At 69.2% G+C, this 22301-nt stretch carries 22 protein-coding genes and 6 pseudogenes; 17 read left to right on the forward strand and 11 right to left on the reverse strand.

Annotated elements, in window-relative coordinates:
• Positions 1-91 precede the first annotated feature (91 nt).
• Complete coding sequence (locus tag EFK10_RS05110) at positions 92-1171, reverse strand: NADH:flavin oxidoreductase/NADH oxidase (RefSeq protein ID WP_127354579.1); 1080 nt, start codon at positions 1169-1171, stop codon at positions 92-94.
• Between the two features lie 225 nt (positions 1172-1396).
• Between EFK10_RS05110 and EFK10_RS05115 the strand changes: the two genes are divergently transcribed.
• The 4 genes and pseudogenes from EFK10_RS05115 (at position 1397) to EFK10_RS47000 (ending at position 3041) form a co-directional block, all read left to right on the forward strand.
• Positions 1397-1774, forward strand: coding sequence for an ArsR/SmtB family transcription factor (locus tag EFK10_RS05115; protein ID WP_127354580.1), 378 nt, complete (start codon positions 1397-1399; stop codon positions 1772-1774).
• 246 nt (positions 1775-2020) lie between these two features.
• Positions 2021-2211, forward strand: a pseudogene (locus EFK10_RS49550) (response regulator transcription factor); the annotation flags it as partial.
• A gap of 120 nt (positions 2212-2331) precedes the next feature.
• Positions 2332-2634: pseudogene (tpg, locus tag EFK10_RS05125) on the forward strand (telomere-protecting terminal protein Tpg); the annotation flags it as partial.
• A gap of 257 nt (positions 2635-2891) precedes the next feature.
• Positions 2892-3041 (forward strand): hypothetical protein, encoded by a 150-nt coding sequence (locus EFK10_RS47000; RefSeq protein WP_164835827.1) that lies wholly within the window; start codon positions 2892-2894, stop codon positions 3039-3041.
• A 149-nt stretch (positions 3042-3190) separates the two neighbouring features.
• Here the strand turns inward: EFK10_RS47000 and EFK10_RS51870 are convergent, their stop codons facing one another.
• Positions 3191-3319, reverse strand: a complete 129-nt coding sequence (locus EFK10_RS51870) for a hypothetical protein (protein ID WP_265737471.1) — start codon at positions 3317-3319, stop codon at positions 3191-3193.
• On the opposite strand from EFK10_RS51870, the pseudogene EFK10_RS52550 reads away from it, so the two are divergent.
• From EFK10_RS52550 to EFK10_RS05140, 4 genes and pseudogenes are all read left to right on the forward strand, one after another.
• Positions 3282-3443 (forward strand): annotated as a pseudogene (locus EFK10_RS52550) (BRCT domain-containing protein); the annotation flags it as partial. The gene EFK10_RS51870 and the pseudogene EFK10_RS52550 overlap by 38 nt on opposite strands.
• Positions 3444-3746: 303 nt before the next feature.
• A complete protein-coding gene (locus tag EFK10_RS05130) occupies positions 3747-4058 on the forward strand; it encodes a hypothetical protein (RefSeq protein ID WP_127354581.1) in 312 nt (103 codons plus the stop codon).
• Positions 4059-4580: 522 nt separating this feature from the next.
• Complete coding sequence (locus tag EFK10_RS05135) at positions 4581-5006, forward strand: MarR family transcriptional regulator (RefSeq protein WP_240676996.1); 426 nt, start codon at positions 4581-4583, stop codon at positions 5004-5006.
• A 119-nt stretch (positions 5007-5125) separates the two neighbouring features.
• Positions 5126-7753 carry an FUSC family protein gene (locus tag EFK10_RS05140; protein ID WP_240676997.1) on the forward strand — a complete coding sequence of 876 codons (2628 nt, stop codon included), beginning with the start codon at positions 5126-5128 and terminating at the stop codon, positions 7751-7753.
• Between the two features lie 77 nt (positions 7754-7830).
• Here EFK10_RS05140 and EFK10_RS47005 read toward each other — a convergent pair whose 3' ends face one another.
• The gene (locus tag EFK10_RS47005) at positions 7831-7992 is read right to left on the reverse strand and encodes a hypothetical protein (RefSeq protein WP_164835828.1); all 162 of its coding nucleotides are present in this window, start codon (positions 7990-7992) and stop codon (positions 7831-7833) included.
• A gap of 470 nt (positions 7993-8462) precedes the next feature.
• On the opposite strand from EFK10_RS47005, the gene EFK10_RS05145 reads away from it, so the two are divergent.
• The 6 genes from EFK10_RS05145 (at position 8463) to EFK10_RS05170 (ending at position 16230) form a co-directional block, all read left to right on the forward strand.
• Positions 8463-9464 carry a sialidase family protein gene (locus tag EFK10_RS05145; protein ID WP_240676998.1) on the forward strand — a complete coding sequence of 334 codons (1002 nt, stop codon included), beginning with the start codon at positions 8463-8465 and terminating at the stop codon, positions 9462-9464.
• 239 nt (positions 9465-9703) lie between these two features.
• Entirely contained in the window at positions 9704-11014 is a 1311-nt protein-coding gene (locus EFK10_RS05150) for an ABC transporter substrate-binding protein (protein WP_240676999.1), read from the forward strand.
• An 18-nt stretch (positions 11015-11032) separates the two neighbouring features.
• The gene (locus EFK10_RS05155; RefSeq protein ID WP_240677000.1) at positions 11033-11992 is read left to right on the forward strand and encodes a carbohydrate ABC transporter permease; all 960 of its coding nucleotides are present in this window, start codon (positions 11033-11035) and stop codon (positions 11990-11992) included.
• Entirely contained in the window at positions 11989-12921 is a 933-nt protein-coding gene (locus EFK10_RS05160; protein WP_127354585.1) for a carbohydrate ABC transporter permease, read from the forward strand. The genes EFK10_RS05155 and EFK10_RS05160 overlap by 4 nt, the downstream gene beginning before the upstream one ends.
• Before the next feature lie 67 nt (positions 12922-12988).
• Complete coding sequence (locus EFK10_RS05165) at positions 12989-15058, forward strand: glycoside hydrolase family 2 protein (RefSeq protein WP_127354586.1); 2070 nt, start codon at positions 12989-12991, stop codon at positions 15056-15058.
• A gap of 155 nt (positions 15059-15213) precedes the next feature.
• Positions 15214-16230, forward strand: a complete 1017-nt coding sequence (locus tag EFK10_RS05170) for a LacI family DNA-binding transcriptional regulator (RefSeq protein ID WP_127354587.1) — start codon at positions 15214-15216, stop codon at positions 16228-16230.
• A gap of 67 nt (positions 16231-16297) precedes the next feature.
• On the opposite strand, the gene EFK10_RS05175 is transcribed toward EFK10_RS05170, so the two are convergent.
• The gene (locus EFK10_RS05175) at positions 16298-16495 is read right to left on the reverse strand and encodes a hypothetical protein (RefSeq protein WP_127354588.1); all 198 of its coding nucleotides are present in this window, start codon (positions 16493-16495) and stop codon (positions 16298-16300) included.
• 81 nt (positions 16496-16576) lie between these two features.
• On the opposite strand from EFK10_RS05175, the pseudogene EFK10_RS05180 reads away from it, so the two are divergent.
• Positions 16577-17419: pseudogene (locus tag EFK10_RS05180) on the forward strand (aldose epimerase family protein); the annotation flags it as partial.
• 276 nt (positions 17420-17695) lie between these two features.
• Here the strand turns inward: EFK10_RS05180 and EFK10_RS53075 are convergent.
• The 3 genes and pseudogenes from EFK10_RS53075 to EFK10_RS47010 form a co-directional block, all read right to left on the reverse strand.
• Positions 17696-18007 (reverse strand): annotated as a pseudogene (locus tag EFK10_RS53075) (hypothetical protein); the annotation flags it as partial.
• Positions 17904-18143, reverse strand: coding sequence for a hypothetical protein (locus EFK10_RS05185; protein WP_407647006.1), 240 nt, complete (start codon positions 18141-18143; stop codon positions 17904-17906). The pseudogene EFK10_RS53075 and the gene EFK10_RS05185, both read right to left, overlap by 104 nt.
• Positions 18144-18258: 115 nt before the next feature.
• Positions 18259-18471: a hypothetical protein gene (locus tag EFK10_RS47010; protein WP_164835829.1), complete on the reverse strand. Its 213-nt coding sequence runs from the start codon at positions 18469-18471 to the stop codon at positions 18259-18261.
• On the opposite strand from EFK10_RS47010, the gene EFK10_RS48445 reads away from it, so the two are divergent.
• Positions 18464-18604: a hypothetical protein gene (locus EFK10_RS48445; RefSeq protein WP_206305308.1), complete on the forward strand. Its 141-nt coding sequence runs from the start codon at positions 18464-18466 to the stop codon at positions 18602-18604. The two genes, EFK10_RS47010 and EFK10_RS48445, sit on opposite strands and share 8 nt — an antisense overlap.
• A 59-nt stretch (positions 18605-18663) precedes the next feature.
• On the opposite strand, the gene EFK10_RS05190 is transcribed toward EFK10_RS48445, so the two are convergent.
• Entirely contained in the window at positions 18664-19818 is a 1155-nt protein-coding gene (locus EFK10_RS05190) for an epoxide hydrolase family protein (RefSeq protein WP_127354590.1), read from the reverse strand.
• Positions 19819-19881: 63 nt separating this feature from the next.
• Here EFK10_RS05190 and EFK10_RS05195 point away from each other — a divergent pair, with 63 nt between their 5' ends.
• Positions 19882-20832, forward strand: a complete 951-nt coding sequence (locus EFK10_RS05195; protein WP_127354591.1) for a helix-turn-helix transcriptional regulator — start codon at positions 19882-19884, stop codon at positions 20830-20832.
• Here EFK10_RS05195 and EFK10_RS05200 read toward each other — a convergent pair.
• From EFK10_RS05200 to EFK10_RS05210, 3 genes and pseudogenes are all read right to left on the reverse strand, one after another.
• Positions 20792-21096: pseudogene (locus EFK10_RS05200) on the reverse strand (MFS transporter); the annotation flags it as partial. The gene EFK10_RS05195 and the pseudogene EFK10_RS05200 overlap by 41 nt on opposite strands.
• A gap of 183 nt (positions 21097-21279) precedes the next feature.
• A complete protein-coding gene (locus EFK10_RS05205) occupies positions 21280-22044 on the reverse strand; it encodes a CbtA family protein (protein WP_127354592.1) in 765 nt (254 codons plus the stop codon).
• 20 nt (positions 22045-22064) lie between these two features.
• Positions 22065-22286, reverse strand: coding sequence for a CbtB domain-containing protein (locus EFK10_RS05210; protein ID WP_127354593.1), 222 nt, complete (start codon positions 22284-22286; stop codon positions 22065-22067).
• Positions 22287-22301: the final 15 nt, after the last annotated feature.

Below are 22301 nucleotides of genomic sequence, written 5' to 3' on the forward strand. Positions count from 1 at the left end.
GCCACACCCCTGCCCACCATCCCCTCAACGGACCTGACGGCCAGACAGGCCACAACCTGACCGACCGTCGGCCACTACCCGCGGATTCGGGTCAGACAGCCCGCAGGTACTGCGGCGGAGTGTGCACATCGCCGCCCAGCTCACTGGCCGCGCGACGGGCCCAGGACGGGTTGCGCAGCAGCTCCCGGGCCAGCAGGACCGCGTCGGCCTCGGAGCCGGCGAGGATCTTCTCCGCCTGCTCCGGCTCGGTGATCAGCCCGACGACGGCCACCGGCAGATCGGTCTCGGCCTTGACCCGGGCGGCGAACGGCACCTGGTAGCCGGGGCCGACGGGGATGCGCACGTGCGGCACGTTGCCGCCGGTGGAAACGTCCAAGAGGTCCACGCCGTGGGCCTTGAGCAGGGGCGCCAGCCGGACGGTGTCGCCGGCGGTCCAGCCGCCCTCGTCCAGCCAGTCGGTGGCGGAGATTCGGAAGAAGACCGGCAGTTCCTCGGGCCAGACGGCCCGCACGGCATCGACGACTTCCAGCGCGAACCGCGTCCGGTTCTCGAACGAGCCGCCGTACTCGTCCGTGCGGTGGTTGCTGTACGGCGACAGGAACTGGTGGATCAGGTAGCCGTGGGCGCCGTGCACCTCGGCCACCCGGAAGCCCGCGTCCAGCGCCCGGCGCGCGGCACCCGCGAACTGGCCGGCGATCTCCTTGATCTGCGCCACGGTGAGCTCGGCGGGCACCGGATGGCCCTCGTCAAACGGCAGCGCGCTGGGCGCCACCGGCTGCCAGCCGTGCGCGTCGGGGCCGACCGGAGCCCCGCCGTTCCACGGCTTGTCCGTCGACGCCTTGCGCCCCGCGTGCGCCAGCTGGATACCGAACGGTACGCCCTGCTGGTCGAGGAAGGACGTGATCCGGCGGAACGCCTCGACCTGCCGGTCGTTCCAGATACCCAGGTCGTACGGGCTGATCCGGCCCTCCGAGCTGACGGCTGTCGCCTCAGTGATGATCAGGCCGGTTCCACCGGTGGCGCGGGCCGCGAGATGTGCGAAGTGCCAGTCGGTCGGCACGCCGGCGTCGGGGCCGTCCGGAGCCGCGGAGTACTGACACATCGGCGCCATCCAGACCCGGTTGGGGACGGTCAGCGACCGAAGGGTGTACGGCTCGAACAGTGCGCTCACGGCGGACTCCATTCAGACGGTTCTTCATCGGTTCCGGCGTAGGCCAGGGAAACGTCGGTATGCCGGGATCCATCTCGTACGATAATCTTCGTAGTAAGGCGATTGTCAAACTTAGAATGTCATCGTACTTTCGGAGTCTCTGTGTGCGATGCTTTCGCGCGTTCCCGGTAAAGTCCTCCGTGGAGTTCACGCACGGTGACCATTCCAACGAGGTCTGGAGCCGCCATGACCGCACCGAGCGCCGCACGCGAACTCGCCCACCCAGCGCGGGAGGGCATCCGGCTGGAAGCCGTGCTGCACGCGCTCTCCGACCCGCTGCGGCTGGGCCTGGTGCGCGACCTGGACGCGGCGCAGAGCGAGCTGTCCTGCTCGCACTTCGATCTGCCGGTGACCAAGTCGACGACCACGCACCACTTCCGCGTCCTGCGCGAGAGCGGGGTGGTCCGGCAGGTCTACCGGGGCACCGCCAAGATGAACGTGCTGCGCCGCGACGACCTGGACGCTCTCTTCCCCGGGCTGCTGGACAGCATCCTGGCGGCCGCGCGGGCACAGGAGGACAGGCGCGCGGCGGACTGTCGTCCTCCCCGCGCAAGGCAGGGGTGAGCCGGCTGCGAGGTAGTCACGGAGGCTGGTGGGGGGTCCTCCGAGCGTGCCCTACATGATCCCGGCCCAGTGCCATGGGCGCGCGACCCTTCCGCGCAGGCAGTCCACCCGGTACCGAGCCTGATCGCGCCACTCCTGGTTCGCAGCGGCGTGCTGGGCCGCATAGGCGGTCATCCGCAGCTCTCGGATGCCGCGCAACGTGTCGTAGCCGGGCCAGGAGGTGACGTCGGTGCCGTACGCCGCGCAGCCCCCCTGACCACGCGAGAGACGGACCTCTTATCCCTGGCCGCCGACGGTGCCCCCACGCGGAGATCGCGGAACGCTCCGTTCTCACACCGGGCACCGTGCGGAACTACCTGTCGAGCGTTAACACCAAACTCGGTGTCAGCAACCGTCATGAGGCCGTCCGCCGGGCGCGGGCGCACGGCTGGATCTGACCATGGCCCAAGCGTCGATGAAGCACGACCTCGCGGCGATGGCCGTGCACAAGGACATTGATCCGGGGCAGGCCACCGTCCTGTCGGCCATCAAGGCCACCGTCAAGGGCGGGATCGGCCAGGGCCGTGGCGCAGAAGCAGGCGGCCACCGCGACCGGCATCGTCATCGAGACCCGGGCGAGGTTCGGTTTCACCGCCGCCCCGAGGACCACCGACGACGCGAGGCTGCGGCTGATCACCCAGCACCTGCCGTCCGCATACGCCGCCCGGCTCTTCGATGCCGTCCAGGCAGCCAGCGCCACCGAGCAGCAACTGCGCGACATCGCCGCCGAAAGACTCCAGGAGATCTACTTCAAGGACCGCGGTCGCCGCGCCGGGTGGCTGCTGGCGGAGTTCACCGCCGTGGAGCACATCGACCTGTAGGTCCCCCGAACAGCAGTGAGGGCCCGAACCGCCGCCGGTTAAGGCCCTCACACGCGTATCCGCGGGGGACGGATGTTCATGCACGCGATGTCCTGCTCAACGATGCGCCAGCGCGCCGGTTACGCCTGCGGATCTCCGGGGGCGACTCCTCCCAGTACTCGGCTCACCTCGCGGAACGCGGTGCCAGTGCTTGGCCCATGGCCGGATGCGGCACGGCCACCTCCGGACGCCCGGTCTCCAACAGCCTGACTACCCCCGTGTCCCACAGTGAGGCAGCGGCCCGCCGCCGCCCCCCTCGGCGGCGGGCCCCGCACGTATGGGGCCTCAGGACCGCCAAAGTCCAGGACGCCATCACCGCCCGAACAGCCGACCTGATCGCCATGGACCTCGGCGAGGACCCGCGTTGAGCGATTGGACACCCCGCCGCTACTTCACCGAGCCGCTGCCCGGCAGCGACCAGCGCGATCATCGGCATGTACTGAGTCCACGCAGCCGAGACCACGATCGCCGTCATCATCTTCGATGAAAGAACAGCCGGACTCTCTGCTTCCGAGCGTCAGCCGCTCGCCCCCGAGGCGGCCGGCGCGGTACTGGCGTAGCGCGCGAACGCCGACACGCTCGCGGCCGCCCTGGAGGACATCGCCACCAAACGCGCCGGCGGCAAGTCCTCCTCCAGCGTCTCCAAGCGCACCTCCCTCCTGGTCGCCAGGGGCAACGCCGGATGCAAGCGCGCCAAGGCCGAAGACCTCGCCATCCGTATCGTGTCACCCGACGAATTCGCCGAACTCGTCGCCGACCTCTTGCCCTGACGCGCCCGTCAGCCGGGGTGGGCGTCGCGGGCGACGTAGGCCCGGCCGCGGCAGTGCCGCCCGTGACGCGGAAGCAGGGTCAGTCTGCTCTCCTGTGTCCACCGACGGCCAGATCGATCACCTTGCCGCTGCTTTAGCCGAGCCGATCAATGTTCGATGCGATTGCTCAACCGCTGGTGAAGTCGCCCCGGGCCGACTTGACCAACCGCGTCCTGCCCGACCTGGTCACACAGGCGCCACGACTCGTAACTGTGCGCTGGGGTGCGATCGATGGTGCATTTCAGCTAGGGTGCGGGGCTGGATGTGGCCTGGGATTCCCGCCGTGCTGAGCACGCCCGGCACGTGGAGTGCGAGGGCGACTGGCAGGCCCCCAGCAGCCACGCCGTGGCCCGCATGGTCGACGACGCGTTCAAGCAAATGCGCAGCAACAAAGAGGCCGTCGAGGTGCTGGACATGTTCACCGGGGACGACGACCCACTGGTCCTGGAGCAGCTGACCCGTGACGAGATCATCGACATGCGAGCCGCCGCCCGGAAGGACCCGGCGCTGATCACCTCGATCATCGACGTGCACGGTGAGGCGTACGCACGGCAACTGTTTACCAATGCCCGGTAGACCAGACGCTGCGCCCTCGCGGCACCAGCCTCATGGTCATTCAGCAACCGTGGGCGTCGGCATGAGCCAGGCCACGACCCCGGAGCCGGAGCTGTCCGGCGTTGACCTGGCCCGGGTCGCGCTCCAGGCCGTGTGAGCGGACACGGTTCCTACTGTCCTGTGACAAGGGACCTGGCGGATCACTCAGTGCTGGCGCTGTCTCCCTTCACCGCGTCGAAACCGCATACACGGCGTTAGGGGGGCGACCACCCCAGAGTGGCCTGCCTCTCTACCCGAGAAACGGCGAGATCAAGCCCCACAGCGCCCACCCGCTACCAAATGCGACCAGGAGCTGAGTCTCCTTCCGTGCGGTGCTGACATGTTGATCATCCCGAAGGTGCCCAAGGTGAAGACCACCCGGAAGCCGAGAAGCGTGCCGCTGCGCTCCGAACCGGCCCGTCTCCGGTCGCGGTATCCATTGGCGGCAAATATATTCGGGGTATGCAAACTTCGCCGACGCCGGACGTGGAACGAGTGGAACGGATGGAGCAGGCCACCAGAGGCCTGCTCGGTGGCATCGGACGCCTTTCCCGCACCCTCTTCCGAACAGGCGAATACGGGCTGCCGCGCAGCTACGCCAGCGCCCTGGACGCGCTGGAGGAGGCGCCGCGCCGGGTCACCGACCTGGCGCCCTTCACCGGGCTCACCCAGCCGCGGGTCACCGTCGTGCTCCAGGAACTGGAGGAGCGCGGGCTGGTCCAGCGCCAGCGCTGCACCGAGGACCGGCGCGTGACCAGGGTCTTCATCACCCCGCTCGGCCGGGAACTGCTGGAGCAGGCGCGCCAGCGGATGCTCACGGCCCTGCTCGGAGCGCTGCACGCAAACGTCGATGACCCGGAAGCAACCGTGATAGCCGCTAGTGAGGCTGTCTGCGCCCTCGTGAAAGCGTTGGAACCGGAAGTCTCGTGAGTACCTCTGCCACCGCATCTGCCGTCGGCCCACCCGCGTCACCGCCTCCCGCGACATCAACTGCTCCGGGCCCGCACACCCCCCACCGGGTCGGCGGGCCGAGGCACTGCTGGGATTGGGTGCTCGCCACCGATCCCGGACTCGGCCACCTGCAGGCCGGCTGGCGCTCGCTGGTGTCCATGGTCGTCTCCCTCGCCGTGGGCTACGGGATGGCGCACGCCCTGCACATCCCGTCCATGCTGGGCATGACGGTCGGCGGCATGATCGGCATGATGAGCGCGTTCGTCATCGCCGAGAACACTCCACTGCGGCTGGCGCGTGCCAGCCTGTGGGTGCCGATCCCGTTCTCGGCCGCACTATCGGTCGGCGCCTGGCTCCAGCCGCACCGGATGATGGACCTCTGCCTGATGGTGGTGATGCTCGCCCTGGCGTTCTTCCTGATCAGGTTTGGGCTGATGGGCCTTCTCACCGGCATGATGATGTTCAACGCCCTCTTGATCGGACGGGTAGCGGTCGTCCCGCTGGATGACTGCGGCCGGCTGTGCATCATCGCCATGGTGACCGCAGCGGCCGTGCTCGTCGCCCGGCTGATGCTCTGCTACCCCATGCCGCGCGAGGACCTGCTGCGTACCCAGCGGGCCTTCGTCGTCGAGGCGCGCCGGGTCGCGGACGCGGCCGCGACCGCGCTGGACCCGCACGCCCACCAGGACGTCGCGATCAAGCAGATGCGCCGCGCGCTGCGTCAGCTGAACGTCACCACTTTGACCATCGACGGGCGGCTGGCCCTGCCCGAGGTGGCCGCCGAGCCCGACACGGCCGAGCTGCTGCACCAGTACCTCTTCGACGCCGAACTCGCACTGCAGGGCATCGGGCATGCCGTGCAGGAGATGACCCGACGTCCCGTCCCCTCCGCGCTCCGCGAGGCGATGGTGGTCGGGCTGGTCATCGTCCGGGACACCCCCCTGGGCCGGGCCGACGCGCTGCACCCGGCAGCCGAGCTGATCCGCCAGGAGGCCACGAACGCCTCCAAGGGGACCGGCCCGGACGAGGCCGAGCTGCGCGCGCTGGCCCAGCGCGTCGGTGATCTGCTGGACACACTTGCCGACTCGCTGGCGTGCTGGCTCGACCTTGGCTGGAACACGCCCACCGCCAGGGCCAAGGTGCCGTTCCAGCCCAGCGTCGCGCTGGAACAGGGGCGCCTGGCCGGAGCCGGACCGGCCGCCCGGCGACTGGCAGACGCGCAGGGCGATCAGGGATGGCGGCGCGCCATCCCCTATGTGCGTGCCCCGCTCCAGGTTGGGATCGCCGCCGCGATCGTCCTGCCGATCGCCGACACCATCAACGGCCAGCGTTTCTACTGGGCACTCATCGGCGTGATGATCACCATGTTCGGGACCAACACCACCCACGAGCGCCTGCGCAAGGTGGGGCATCGTATGGTGGGCACGGTGGTCGGCGCGGTGATCGGTATCGCGGTGCTCCACCTCATCGGCCCCGGCCACATCTACTGGACGCTGCTGGTCATCGTGGCCGGGCTGGGCTTCGGCTCCTGGGGCATACAGCGCCGGTACGCATACTGGGTCACCGGCCTGGTCATCGCGCTGGTGCAGTTGTACGGGCTGGCCACGCCGTACGGCAATCTGGACTGGCTGCTCACGCAGCGCCTGCTGGACAACGCCCTGGGTATGGCGGCGGCTACTGTCTGTGCCGCGCTGGTCTTCCCGCTGTCCACCCGCAAAATCGCGCATGAGGCCCAGCACGGATACCTGGCCGCGCTGGAGCAGTTGATCGTCCAGGTGGCCGAACGGTGGAAGGACCCCGAGGCGCCGGTGCGGCTGCGCGGCGCGGCCCGCGGTGTGGACGCCGCGCTGTACCAGACGCAGAGTGTGCTCCGGCCTCTGGTCCGGATGCGGCTCGGGACGCACGCCAAGGGCGGCGACAACTTGCTCGCGCTGCTCGGCACGGCCACCGCGCACGCGCGTGCGCTGGCCGTGGCGGCGGACATCGACCTCGCCCCGCAGCTGCGCGTCCGCGTCGAGCGTCTCACCGAGGTCTTCGCCAGTTCGCTGCACGCGCTGGACCGGCAGATCGCCACGGGCGAGCGCGGCGGTACGTGGATCCGGGTCAGCCCGTTGATCCGCGAACTGGAGTTCGAGCTGCGCGCCCCGGCCGGACCGCGAGCCGACCGGCTGCGCGTTGCCTTGGGTGAGCTGGCCGCGCTGGACGAGGTACTGGCCAGCCTGGCCAGCAACCGGGGACTGACGATCAGGACCACCGCCTCTGCCCCGTCCCCGTCCGCGGCGGGAGTCACCTCGCCCGTCCACGGCACGGTCCTGACCGGAACACGGTACGCGCCCCCGGCACAGCGCAAGCCCGCGGAGGAAGCCTCCAACGCCCGCGGTACCGGGACAAGCGTCCGGACGGAGAGCGGTATGCCATCGTCCCAGCACGCGGAGGGCACCGAAGCCGGCCGCGGCGCCGGCGACGGTACGGTGACCGTGCGCGGCGCGGTGCGCTGTGCGGAGCACAGCGGGTGCGAGGTGTGGATCACCATCGTGACCGGCCGGGGCAAGCGCCAGGCGATGGTGAAGGCCGGCAACGGCAGCTATGCCATCAACGGGCTGACGCCTCGCGGGTACACACTGATCGTCTCCAGCTCGGCACATCCGCCGCACGCAGAGTTCCTGCTGGTGCACCGGCCGGGCCGGGACCTTCGGCACGACATCACACTGGGCCCGGCGTCCTGACCGGCGCAGGGCCGGAACGGGGCGGCGGCCCCTGTCAGCGCAGAGCGCAGGGACCAGCCGTGAGCGGCCGCCGTCGCCTAGGCCCAGGCAGGCAGGAATGTCAACGGAGCTCGCCCCGGCGACCAGCCAGGCCTGCCGCGCTGACCGAACGCGGCCGCGAACTGCGCATCCGCGAACAGCTCGCCGAGCTCGTCGCGGACCCGCACCGGCAGCGGGACCTCCCGCTTGCCCGCGTACATCGCCCGGATCGCGGCAGCGACCCGAGGATCCGGGCTCCGGCCAGGGCCGCGGATGTACCGACACCACGCTCTCCATCCTGCGGACAGACAGACAATCCAAGCCTGCCGCAGCACCATGATCTTCAAGCGAGGTGACGCGCACTCACCCCACCCCGGAATTAACCACCAGGATCCCGCAACCCAGCATCTGATCGTGCACGACGGTTGTGCGGCGACGACATGCGAGGGTAACGTGCCCGTCATCTTGCAACGTTGCAAAGCGGCGCGTCCGTTGCTCTATTTCAACGTTGCAAGCCCTCTGCCTGCATCTTTCTTCAAGGAGCTCTTGATGCACACGAGAAAACCGCCGTCCCTGCGCGAGCCCGCGCGGCCGCTGAGGCGGGGTACCGCGCGCCGGCTGCCCCGGCTGGGCGCTGGCATTCGCCGGTCTGACGTTCGCCGACGGAACCGCGTCGGCGGCGACGACCGGCGTGCTGTACACCCCCAACACCACGGCGAACCCGAACGAGGACGCCAGCTACCCGCGCGTCATCCGACTGGAACACAGCGGTGCCTCCAACGGCATGGTGCTTGCGACCTTCTCGCACTCCGGCGCGGGTACGGCGAAGGCGGGCTTCCCGATCTACCAGTCGACCAATGGCGGCCAGAGCTGGTCCGCATCGCCGATCGGCACCGTCACCGATACCGTGCACGGCTGGGATCTCGATGGACCGACGCTCTACGAACTGCCACAGGCCGAGGGCTCCCTACCGGCAGGCACACTGCTGGCCTCCGGTACGGCCTGGAACCGCAACGACTACACCCAGCAGGCCGTCGAGGTCTTCTTCAGTACCGACCACGGCGCGACCTGGAGCTACCGCAGCTCATGTACGTGCGAGTCGGGCATGGCGAACACTCAGGGCCACGGCATCTGGGAGCCGCAGTTCACGGTGGCCTCCAACGGCAGCCTCGTCTGCTACTTCTCCGACGAGCGGCCGTCGACCAACAACTACAACCAGGTCCTGGCGCACGCGGTCAGCACCGACGGCGGAGCGACCTGGGGCAGCGAGGTCTACGACGTCGCTGTGCAGGACGGTGTCCAGCGGCCCGGTATGGCCGACGTCGTCAAGCTGCTGAACGGCTCCTACGCCATGACGTACGAGGATTGCAAGAACGGATTCGACCCGGACACCGCGTGCTCGGTGTACCTCAAGTCCTCCCCGGACGGCCTGAGTTGGACCCCCTCGAGCCTTGGAAGCCTGGTGCAGACCGCCGACGGCAGGCGCTTCCTCCACACGCCGCAACTGGCCTGGACATCCGCCGGCGGAACCAACGGCACTTTGCTGGTCTCGGGCCAGCGCCTGGTCTCCGGCAATGACGGGGCGATCACGGTGCAGGCCGAGTCCGGCAGCGTACTGCTCGCCAACGCGAACCTGGGCGTCGGAAGCTGGACGGAGACCACCGCACCGGTCGACATCCACTCCGGAACGTAGGAAATTCGTGATCTACGGCTTATTGCAACGATGAAATGTGACGACTAGCGTTTTGCAACGTTGCATCGCCTTCACTGGTCGAAGTCGGACCTGTCCAGTGCCGGCTTCTCTACAAAGACGTAAGAACTGACTGTGACGAAGGGCCTGGTGGCACGAGCATGTCCGAGAAATACAGAGGAGGACGGCGCCGAAGCGCCGGACCGCGTTCGCGATGGGCCACGGCCGCGGGAGCGGCGACGATGGCAGCAGTCCTGCTGAGCGCCTGCGCCGGAACCGACAGCACGTCCGCATCGCCGGGGGCCTCCGGCAGCCAGGCCGCCGGCGCCGGATGCGCCGCGGGCGCCACCGCCCTGACGTTCTGGGGCTGGTCGGCCGGATACGACCTGGCCGTCAAGAAGTTCAACCAGACGCACCCGGACATCTGCGTCAAGCTGGAGAACGCCGGCGCGGCGAACGACGAGTATGTCAAGCTCAGCGACGCGCTGAAGGCGAACAGCGGCACGCCCGACGTGGCGCAGATCGAGTACTTCGAGGTCCCGTCCCTCGAGATCACCAACAGCCTCGTCGACCTCTCGCAGTACGGGATGAGCTCGGTCAAGAAGGACATCGCACCGGTGGCCTGGTCGCTGGTCTCCCAGGGCTCGAAGCAGTACGCGATGCCGGTCGACCTCGGCCCGCTGGCGCTCTACTACAACGCCAAGGAGTTCAGCGCGAACAAGCTGTCGGTGCCGGCGACCTGGAGCGAGTTCGCCGCCACCGCCGACAAGCTGCACGCCGCCGACCCGAAGGCCTCGATCACCAACTTCGACCCGGTCAGCGCGCAGGACGTGCTCGCGCTGATGCAGCAGTACGGCGCCTTCCCGTTTTCCTACAGCGGCGGCGACAAGCTGGGCATCAATTTCACCGGCACGGCGCAGACCGCCTTCGCCTCGTTCTGGCAGAACCTGATCGACAAGAAGGAAGTCACCACGGCCGCCGACTTCTCGCCTGCCCAGTGGTCCAATTTGGACAGCGGCGCGAATGCCTCCCGGCTCAGCCCCGCCTGGGGACCGGTCGGCATGCAGTCGAGCATCAAGAAGACCATCGGCGACTGGCGCACCGCCCCGATACCGCAGACCGAGGCCGGCAAGAACCTGTCCGGTAACTGGGGCGGCTCGACCCTGACCGTGGTCAAGGGGACCGGGCACGCCAAGGAAGCGGCGGAGTTCGTCAAGTGGTTCGGCGCCTCGGCCGACTCCTGGAAGATCCTCAGCGGCAAGGTCGCCGGTGCGTTCCCCGGCTACCTCCCCCTGCTGAATTCCACCGGCTTCCAGAGCGCCACACTGCCGATCTCCGGCACGTCCAAGCCGAACAAGGTCTTCGCCGAAGCGGCACAGAACATGGACACCGCGCAGTGGCCGCCGATCATGACCGCGGCCCTGACCCAGTGGACCTCCACGTTCGCCGGGGTGACCAAGGGCACCGAGACCCTGCCGGAGGCGTTCAAGACCTTCCAGCAGCAGATGGTCACGTACGCCAAGGCCCAGGGCTTCACGGTGACCGAGGGCTGAGAACGACGGGACGAGCAAGTGAACCAGACAACCACCTACCGCGAATCCGCGCCCGGCCGGCCGGTGAGCCGCCCGGCCTCCCCACCCCCGGGGCGCCCGCGGCGCGGCAACCGGCGAGAGTGGCCCGGCGCCGTGTTCATCACCCCGCACATGCTGGCGCTGGGCCTGTTCATGCTGGTGCCGACGGTGTATGCCGTCTACGACAGCCTGCAGACCACCCAGCTCATCGGCGGCACGCACTACTCCGGGCTCGCCAACTACAGCACCGTCCTGCACTCCCCGGAATTCTGGGACGGCGTGCGGCGGGTACTGGTCTTCACCGCCATCCAGGTGCCGCTGACCATCGCCATCGCGTTCTTCTTCGCAGCGGTCTTCGACGCCGGCATCGTCAAGTACAGCCGCTTCTTCCGCACCGTGTTCTTCATGCCGTTCGCGGTGCCGGGGGTCGTGGCGGCGGTGATGTGGTCGTTCCTGCTGCTTCCGGACTTCGGCCCCTACGCCAAGCTCATGCAGGATATCGGACTGGGGCACGTCGACTTCTTCTCCTCCCGGCTGATCGTGCCGACGATCGTCGTCATCGTGATCTGGGAGTGGACCGGTTACAACGTGACCATCCTCTACACCTCGCTGAAGTCGATCCCCCAGCACGTCACCGAGGCGGCCGTCATGGACGGCGCCCGGCTGGGCACCATCATCCTGCGGCTGAAGCTGCCCATGGTGCGTCCGACCATCACCATGCTGGTGTTCCTCAACACGGTCGGCGCGCTCCAACTGTTCACCGAGCCGTCCATCCTCGCGGCGTTCCAGCCGCAGGCGGTGTCCTACGGGTTCACGCCCAGCCTGTACGTCTACAACACCTCGGTCGGCAGCGGCGACTACAACCTCGGGGCAGCCGCGGCAGTCGTCCTGGCGCTGATCATCGGCGCCATCTCGCTCGCCGCTTTCGCGGTGCGCCGGCGCAGTGGGGAGTTCCGATGAGGTCTCCGATCAAGTCCCGGCAGGAGAGAGCTGCCGCGCGCGGCCCCGCCGACACCGTACCGATCCACCTGTACGGGCTGCGGCGCGGCACCGTCACCGTACTGACCCTGATCAGCGGTGCGTTCGCCGTCTTCATCCTGGCGCCGGTGCTCTGGCTGGTGATCAACGCGACCAAGACGCAGGCGAACGTCTACGGGACTCCGGGGTTCTGGTTCGCCCGGCCGTTCCACCTGTTCCAGAACCTCTCGGCGCTCGGAAGGAACGTCAGCGGGGCCGGGATCTACCTCCAGTGGCTGGGCAACACCCTGGTGTACGCCGGATCCGCCGCGGTCGGCGCGACGGTTCTTTCGGCCATGGCCGGCTATGGCTTCGCGCGTTTTCGGTTCCGGGGCGCCAACGGCCTGTTCTATCTGGTCATGTCGACGCTGTTGGTGCCCATCACCTCGGTGGCGCTGCCACTGTTCCTGGTGTACGCCAAGGTGGGGCTGGTCAACTCGGTGTGGGGCATGATCCTGCCCAGCATGGTCTCCCCGGTCGGCATCTACCTCATGCGGACCTACATCGATGCGTCTGTGCCGCGCGACCTTATCGACGCTGCCCGTATGGACGGCGCGAGCGAGACCCGTATCTTCCTGCGGATCGTGCTGCCGCTGACCGTGCCGGGACTGGTGACGGTGCTTCTGCTGACCGTGGTCGCGGTCTGGAACAACTACTTCCTGCCGCTGATCATCTTCAGCCGCAACGGGCTCTACCCGTTGACCGTCGGTCTGTCGTCGCTGTCGCACGCCGCGGAGACAGGCTCGAAGGCCGAGCTGGTCCCCGTCCTCATCGCGGGCGGGCTGGTGACGATTCTGCCGCTGATCCTGCTGTTCCTGTTCCTGGAGAAGTACTTCCGCGGCGGCGCGCTCCAGGGAAGCACCACCGGCTGAGCACGCACCCGTCCAGCGGCGGTACGCCCCGCACCGCCCTTCCGCACCACACAACCTTGGAGAAAGTGTGTCATCGGTCCGTTCCGAATACCCCCGTCCCCATTTCGACCGCTCGCACGCCTGGCTGAGCCTGAACGGCACGTGGGACTTCGCCGGCGACCCGGACGGGTCAGCGGCGTACGATCAGGTGTCGCGGGACGACCACGACTGGCCACACGCGATCACCGTGCCCTTCGCCTGGGAGACCGAGGCCTCGGGTGTCGGCGTTCACTGGCTGGAGTACGGCTGGTACCGGCGTACGGTCACGGTGCCGGACGGCTGGCGCGGACAGCGTGTCGTCCTGCACTTCGGCGCCGTCCACCACCTGGCGAGCGTATGGATCGACGGCGCCCCGGTCGGTGAGCACGAGGGGGGCTACACGCCCTTCGAGTTCGACATCACCGAAGCGCTGGCCGGCCGTACCACCGCCACCGTGCTCGTACGGGTGTGGGCGCCGGCGGACAAGCGCGAGATTGTCCACGGCAAGCAGCGCAGCATCCCGCGCGACGACTACGACGACTGCGCGTTCACGCCCACCAGCGGCATCTGGCAGCCGGTGTGGCTGGAAGCGCGTCCCGCGACGTATGTATCGGCGGTCGCCCTGGCCCCGGCCGGCACCCTCGACGCGATCACGGCGGACGTCTCCGTCACCGGGCCGTCCGCGCGCGGCGCGCGGCTCACCGTCCAGGTAGCCGGCGGGACTCCGGTGACCGTCGAGGCCGGCGACGCCGCGCAGCCGGTCCGGATCAACCTGCCGATCCGGGAGGCGCGTCTGTGGAGCCCGGACGATCCGTACCTCTACGGCGTGACGGTGACGCTCGACTCGGTGGACGGCACCGACCGCGTCGGCTCGGCGACCGGCCTGCGGTGTATCGAGGTCAGTGGGGAGCACCTGCTGCTCAACGGCGAGCGACTGTACGTCCGCGGGGTGCTCGACCAGGGCTACTGGCCCCGCACGGGCATGACCGCTCCGGACGACCAGGCGTTCGCCACCGACCTGGAGCTGGCCAGGGAGGCCGGGTTCAACCTCGTTCGCAAGCATCTGAAGCTGGAGGACCCGCGGTTCCTGCACCACGCTGACCGCCTGGGCATCCTGGTGTGGGCGGAACCGGCCAGCACCGGCGTCTACACCCCCGAGGCGGCAGCGCGCTTCGACGCCCAGATCGAGCCCATGGTCCGCCGCGACGGCAACCACCCCAGCATCGTCATCTGGGGCCTGTACAACGAGGAATGGGGTCTGGACTGGAATGTGCCCGGCGACCCCGCCAAGCAAGCCGCCGTCCGCCGCGCGTACGACCTGCTCAAAAGCCTCGACCCGGCCCGTCCGGTGGTCGACAACTCCGGCTGGGCGCACGTGGCCACGGACATCGTGGACTGGCACATCTACGACGAGACACCGGCCGGCTGGGCGGCCAAGGTCCGCGCACTGCTGACCGAGCGCAGCCACAGCTTCCCGGTCGGCCTCGGCGCTGTGGGGACCGTGGACAAGCTGGTGATGGCCGACGGCGGGCCGGCACCTGAAATCCCCAACCTCAACAGCGAGTTCGGCGGCGGGAAGACCAGCGTCGAGCGTGGCTGGAACCAGCGCTGGCAGACCCTTGAGCTGCGCCGCCACGACGTCCTGTCGGGCTATGTATGGACCGAACTGTACGACATCGAACACGAGATGGCGGGAATGTACGCCTTCGAGCGTTCCCGTAAGGACAGCGGGGCCAATGACCCCGCCGGCGTCAACGCGGACACGGTCCTGGTCGTCGACATCGAGCCGCTCGCTCCCGGACGGGACCTAGTGGTCGCGGGCGACCGGAAGGTCGGCCTCGAAGCGCGCATCTCCCATCACGGCCGCTCGCCGATCGAGGCCGCCGTGGTGCCCCTGTGGGGCCCGGCACTCGGTGAGTGCGACGACCTCGCGGCGCGACGCGCGGCAGGCGCCGCCGCGGCGAAGGACACGATCAGCGTGCAGCCCTTTCGGCTGAGCGAACCGGTCCAGATCGCGGAGCACTTCCCCGACGGCGCGGCGGCTGCCCGGCTGCACCTCCTGGTCGTCTCCGACGGCGAGGTGATCGGGCAGACATGCGTCGATGTGAGCCTCGGCTGACGGCAGCAGGGCGGTGGCCGGCCCGGCCGCGGTTCGCCTGTCGAACCGCAGCCGGGGCCCCGGGACAAGATCACCGATTGCTCCACTCTGCATCGTTGCAATAGAATTCGTCTGCAACCAAGGGCTCACAGGTTGCACTACTCCGAAGGAGCGCGATGGCCGCCACCCGGCTCCGTGACGTCGCCGAACGCGCGGGCGTCTCGATTCGCACGGTGTCCAACGTCGTCAACGGCTATGCGCAGGTCTCGGACGAGACCCGGCAACGGGTCGAACAGGCGGTGGCCGAACTCGGCTATCACCCCAATCTCCTGGCCCGCAACCTCAAGCGCGGCCGTACCGGGCTGATCGCACTGGTCGTCCCCGAGCTGGACGTGCCCTACTTCTCCGAGCTCGCCCGCGCCGTCGTCGCCAAGGCCCGCCTGCACGGCTACACCGTCGTCATCGACCAGACCGACGGCGAACCGGACCGTGAGCGCGAGCTGATCATGCGGGGTGCGAGCGCCGCGCTGTTCGACGGCGTCATCCTCAGCCCGCTCGTCCTGTCCCAGGCCGACCTGGCCCGCCGCGACGCCGCAGGTCCCCTGGTTCTGCTCGGCGAGCGCATCGCGGCAAGCCCGTACGACCATGTCGCCATCGACAACGTCGCCGCAGCCTCCGACGCCACCGAGCACCTGCTGGCCCTGGGACGCACCCGGATCGCCGCCGTCGGCGACCAGCCGTACGACACCGGGGAGACCGCCCAGCTCCGTACCCGCGGCTACCGCGAGGCCCACGCCGCGCTGGGCCTGCGGGTCGACGACTCGCTGATCGTCTCCACGCACAAGTTCCACCGGTCCGACGGAGCGGCTGCCATGGCGGACCTGCTCGACCATCCCGACGGACCGCCCGACGCGGTCTTCTGCTACAACGATCTGCTGGCCCTCGGCGCGATCCGCACCCTGCTCACCCGCGGCGTGCGGATCCCGGACGACGTGGCCGTCGTCGGGTTCGATGACATCGAAGCCGGCCGCTACAACACGCCCACCCTCACCACCATCTCGCCGGACAAGACGATGATCGCCCAGCTGGCCGTCGACCGGCTGGTCAGCCGGCTCGACGGGCGTTCCCCCGGCGAGCCAACCGAATTGTGGGCGCCCTACCGCCTTGAGATACGCGAAAGCACGGGCGGCTGATACACGGTCGTTGCCTCCGCCGCGATCGCGTCGTCCTGTGGCGTCCACACCACAGGGATTACCTCAGTCATGGTCGTCGGGTGCGGCGGCGGGGCGACGGGCGCGGATCGGCCACCGCCGGACTCGGCTTGGGCGCGGCTGCTGCGCCGAGTCGGCGCAACAGCCAGCCGAGGGCGGCGGTGCCGGTGAAGCCGGGCTGGAGGACGGCGAGGGCGTCCCTGGTCAGGCTGTCGCGGGGCGTTCGCCGGTTGCCAGCCCGGCCCACCGCAGTGGTACGACGTTTCCTACAGCGGCCGAATACATCTTCCACCTCCCCTATCTTCTCTTCCACCGGAGTCCGACCGTGATGCCGTCCCTTGACCTCCCCCGACCCGTCCGCCGCCCCTACGGCCGCCTCCCCAGCGGCGAGGCCGTCGACGTCTGGACCCTCGACGACGGCCACGGGCTGACCGCCCGTGTCCTGACCTACGGCGGCATCCTGCAGTCCCTCGACGTCCCCGACGCCCACGGCCGGTCGGACAACGTCGTCCTCGGCTTCACCGGCCTCGCGGACTACCTCCACCGCAGCCCCTACTTCGGCGCCACCGTCGGCCGGTACGCCAACCGCATCCGCGCCGGCCGCTTCGACCTCGACGGCACACAGGTCCGCCTGCCGCTCAACGACCCGCCGCGTTCGAACACGCTGCACGGCGGACCGCACGGATTCAGCACCCGCCTGTGGACAGCCGAATCCCTCGCACGGCCCGGCGCCTGCGGCGTCACGCTACGGCTGACCAGCCCGGACGGCGACGAGGGGTTCCCCGGGACACTCCACGTGACGGTCACGTACCTCGTCCGCCGGGCCGAACTGCACATCGAGTACCAGGCCGTCACCGACGCCGCCACCGTGGTCAATCTGACCAACCACTCCTACTTCAACCTCGCCGGTGAGGGCGCCGACAAGGTGCTCGACCACGAACTCACCGTGGCCGCGGGCGAGTACCTCCCGGTGGACGATCAGCTGATACCCATCGCCGAGGCCCCGCTACCGGTCGCCGGCACCCCGTTCGACCACCGCGAACCCCGCCTCCTGCGCGACGGGGTCATCTCCCCGCATCAACAGGTCCGCCTCGCGGGCGGCTTCGACCACTGCTGGGTCCTCGGCCGTGCCCCCGCGCCCGGGCCCCGCGCCGCCGCACGCCTCGTCCACCGCGGCAGCGGGCCAGTGGGCCTCGACGGCGCGGCGCAGGGTGTCGGCCATCCGGTCGTCGCCCTTGAGGAATTGCGCCTCGGGCGAGTCCGTCGCCGCTGCCTGCCGGTTGCTGTCGCCGGTCAGGAGCCGGTCGAGGGTCACGGTCGTCACGGCTCCACCGCCCAGAGCGGGCAGGACATGCCCCGCGTAGTCGAGGAAGCCCTGATGGGGACCCACGACGAGGACCTGGTCGGCCGTGCAGTGGTTGTTATCGAGCAGCCACATCACCCGGTGGAGGCCGACGGCCGTCTTGCCGGTACCAGGACCGCCCTGGATGACAAGGGCGCCCGGGCGCTGGTGGGCTACCAGCAGCAGTTGTTCGCGCTGCACTGTCTCCACAAGGTCGCGCGTGGTCCCGTCGCGCGGCAGGTCGAGGTCGTCGACCAGCAGATCGCGTAGCGAGGGGGCAGCAGGTGTACGGTGCCGCGCGGCCCGTACGTCTTCACCAAACTGCGTTCGCTCCACAGCGCGTCCGGACAGTGGTCCGCGTGGCACCGGCGACGCGGAGCCCGATGGACACTTCGGCGGCGGACAGTACCTGGGCATGCGCGCCGCACATGGCGGCGACGGCGTCGGCTGGTCGGCCGTCGCGCACCGGGGCGAACAGTCCGTGCCGGTCGAGCCGCCGGCCACATACGTCGGCCCAGGACAGCCGCGGCACGGCGGCGGAACGGTTGGTCATCGGGCACATCTCCCGGTATGTCGTCGATCGGAGTCTGGTGATGCCGGTGCCGGCACCGGAACAGAAGGCAGTCCGCGTCAGCCGAGCTTGACGAAGAACGCGCGCAGGTCGGCGGCTACCGCATCGGCGACCTGCATCGCGACGAAGTGGCCGCTGGGTTGTTCTCCGGCCGGTGGATGATCTTGTCGTGCTGCTCGGCGAGCCGGCGGATGCCGGGCGGCGCGGAGTAGACCCCGGTCGGCATCAGGCTCATGTTCGTCAGCCTGGTGGAGATGAAGTAGACCGGATTCGGCCTTGCCGTCGCGGTCCTGCTGGACGCGGTGGTCATCCGGATCATGATCCTGCCAGAGCTGATGACCCTGCTTGGCAACAAGAGCTGGTGGCCGTCACGGGCGGTGCTGCGGGCCAGGGCCGCCGCGGCCCAGGAGCCGCTGACCATGTCGATCCTGGTCATTCGCTGAGCCCGAGCACCGAACACCACCGCGGCGCCAACCTGATCGAGGTCGGCGCCGCGGTGGTTTCAGCGCAGCTTGCTGAAGAACTCCCGGACGTCACCGACGAGAAGGTCGGGGGCCTCCATGGCGGCGAAGTGGCCGCCGCGGCCGAATTCGGACCAGTGCACGACAGTGTGTTCGAGCTCGGCAGTGCGCCGGATCGACACATCCATGGGGAACACCGCGACCCCGGTCGGCACCGTGGAACGCTCACTCGCGCCCCAGGCTCCGGCATGCGCGGTCTCGTAGTAGCTGTTGGCCGAGGACCCGGCGGTGCCGGTCAGCCAATACAGCATCACGTTGGTGAGCAACAGATCCCGGTCCACCGCGTCCTCGGGCAGTTCGGCGGCCGGATCGGTCCACTCCTTGAACTTCTCCACGATCCAGGCCAACTGCCCGACCGGGGAGTCGTGCAGCCCGTGCGCCAGGGTCTGCGGCCGGGTGATCTGGATCATCATGTAGCCGGACTGCTCAGTCTTCAGGTACTGCAGGTGCTCCAGCCGCGCCCGCTCGGCGTCGGTCAGCTCCCCCACCTCGTCCGGGTTGACCTCGGTGAACGCGGAGAGCCCGTTCGCGTGCACGCCGACGACCTTGTCAGGGTTGAGCCGGCCGAGCCCCGGGGAGATGACCGCGCCGGTGTCGCCGCCCTGCGCGCCGTAGCGGTCGTAGCCGAGCCGGTTCATCAGCTCAGCGAACGCCCTGGTCACCCGGTTGGTGTCCCAGCCGGCCTCGCCGGTCGGCCCGGAGAACCCGCTGCCGGGGATCGACGGGATCACCAGGTGGAACGCGTCCGCCGGGTCTCCGCCATGTGCCCTGGGGTCGGTCAGCGGGCCGATGACGTTCAGGAACTCCACGATCGAGCCGGGCCAGCCGTGGGTCAGGATCAGCGGCAGCGCGTCCGGCTCGGGCGAGCGCACGTGCAGGAAGTGGATGTTCTGCCCGTCGATCTCGGTGGTGAACTGCGGGTACTTGTTCAGCTCCCGCTCGTAGACGCGCCAGTCGTAGCCATCACGCCAGTACTCGGCCAGCCCCTTGAGGTAGCTCACCGGCACCCCGCGGCTCCAGCCGACATCGGGCAGGTCCGCGGCCCACCGGGTCCTAGCGAGCCGGTCCCGCAGGTCGTCCAGGTCAGCCTGGGGAATGTCGATGGTGAAGGGCCGGATTTCGCTGTTGTTCTCCATGCCGATAACTCTAGGAGCCGGTTAGGTCAGGCTCGGTCCTAGGCCAATGGCAGACTTCAAACCATGTGGGAAACCTCGACACGGCTGCTGCGACTGCTCTCGCTCCTGCAGACCCGACGAGACTGGTCCGGCGCCGAACTAGCCGAGCGACTGGAGATCACTCCACGAACCGTGCGCCGCGACATCGACCGGCTGCGCGGCCTCGGCTACCCGGTGCTGGCGACCGCAGGCACCGCCGGCTACCGGCTGGGCGCCGGCGCGGACCTGCCGCCGCTGCTGCTCGACGACGACGAAGCCGTCGCGGTCGCGATGGGCCTGCGCACGGCCGCTGGCGGTTCGATCACCGGTATCGAGGAGACCTCAGTGCGGGCCCTGGCCAAGGTCGAACAGGTACTGCCGTCCCGGCTGCGCCACCGGATCAACGCCCTGCAGTCGGTGACGGTGCCGATGGCCAACTCCGGCCCCACCGTCGACCCGAGCACCCTCACCGCCATCGCCGCTGCCTGCCGCGACTCGCTGCGCCTGCGCTTCGACTACCGCACCCACGACGGAACCAGCAGCATCCGCACGACCGAGCCGCACCGGCTGGTGCACGCGGGCCGGCGCTGGTACCTCATCGGCTGGGACGTCGACCGCCAGGACTGGCGCACCTACCGCGTGGACCGCCTCGACCCGCGCACGCCCACCGGCCCCCGGTTCACCCCGCGCACCCCGCCAGACCCCGATATCAGCGGCTACACCTCGCGGGCGATCTCCACGTCGGCCTACCGCTACCAGGCCCGGTTCACCCTGCACGTCAGCGCCGAGACCGCGGCGGAGCGGATCGCCCCCACCACCGGAGCGCTGGAGCCGATCGACGAGCACAGCTGCACCCTGCGGGCCGGGTCCAACTCGCTGGACGAGTTGGCCATCTACGTGACAACCAAAGGGTTCGACTTCCAGGTGCACGAACCCCCGGAGCTTGTCGAGCACGTCAGGACGCTGGCAGCCCGGCTCGCCAGTGCGACGGATTAGTACCGCGGTCGGATCGGGGCAGCAGGAGTGGGGTGGTCAGGATGAGCAGGCCGGCGATCGCGACCGCGGTGCGGGGGCTGGTGATGCTGGCCAGCAGGCCCCACAGGGCGGTCAGCACGGCGACGGTGGCCTTGCTGGTGACCGACCACGCGAACAGGGTGCGGGGGACTCGGTCCGTCGGGTCCTGGTCGAGCCGGTAGGTGGCGAACACCGGGTTGAACACGCCCATGCAGGTGATCAGCCGAACTCGACGGCGATCACGAGCCATGTCGCCCAGGCCAGATGCGCGGTTCCTCATACGCGTGTCGGCCCCGGAGATGGGGTGAGCGAACTTGAAACGCGTCGCGGGCGCCTCCCCGGGCCGGCAGATCAGCCGTCGTTGCTGGTGCTGGTATGCGAAGGACCCGCCGGGCGCGCCCCCGTCGGGTTCTTGTGGGTGCTTGGGTGTCAGTGGGCGGCGGCTGCCGTTCGTTCAGCGTTGGCGGGTACTGCGTCGGTGGCGGGCTTGGGTTCCAGGACGCGTTCGGCGAGGTAGCCGAAGACCGCGCCGAAGGTGGACCACAGCAGGGCTTGGATGCCGAGTGAGGCGAGGCGGAACTGCCACAGCGCGGTGGCCGGGAAGTCCTTGGGCGTCTCGTTGACCGCCGGGAGGAACGCCATGGCCACCGCGATCATCACGAGGAAGGCGGTTGCGGCGGCCAGGGTGGCGTTCCAGTTGCCCCAGCGCCCGGCCAGGCGGCGACCCAGGAGCACCGCTGCCAGGGCGAGGAGCACAGTCAGTGCGATCATCAGGAAGTACAGCGTTGTGCGTTTGCCGATGGTGGCCGGGTCGTTGGCCCCGGGCGGGTTCGCCGGGTACTTCAGGAACGGGACCAGGTAAACGGTGGCGAACGCGCCCGCGGCGACCAGGGCGGCGGTGGCCCGGGCACCGAAGCGGCCGATGCGTCCCAGCGCGAAGCAGAACGCCAGGGCGGTGATGCCTCCCACTGCGGTGCCGAAGACCAGGACCGCGGTGGCCAGGCCGGCGGTGGACTGCAGGGCGCGGCTGACCAGTTCCATGCCGTGCTCGTGGGTGTGAGCGTCCTCGTAGGCGATGCCGGCGTTCATGCCCGGTTCGCCGATCAGGTAGGCCAGCCCGAAGGCCAGCAGCCCGGCGGCCACGCCGGCGAGCATGCCGCGCACCAGCAGCGCGCGGACGGTGAGTGAGTTCATGCGGCTGTCCCCTCGGGTCTTCAGTGGCAGGGGAAGCCGAGCAGGTGGCGTCCGTCGTGGACCCATTCGTGGACACCCGCGCCGGGCAGCAGGGAAGTGGCGCCCTGCTCGGCGCCGACGAAGTAAAGCAGGACCAGCATCAGCAGGCCGAAGAACGCCGCCCAGGGCAGGATCGCCCGGATCGGCAGCTTGAGCACGGCGGGCGGGGAGAGCGGGGCAGGGGCGATGGCAGAGTGAGCCACGGCGAGACCTCCTTC

The sequence above is a fragment of the Streptomyces soli genome (genome assembly GCF_003999195.1).
In the GTDB taxonomy this organism is placed as follows: Bacteria; Actinomycetota; Actinomycetes; order Streptomycetales; family Streptomycetaceae; genus Actinacidiphila; species Actinacidiphila soli.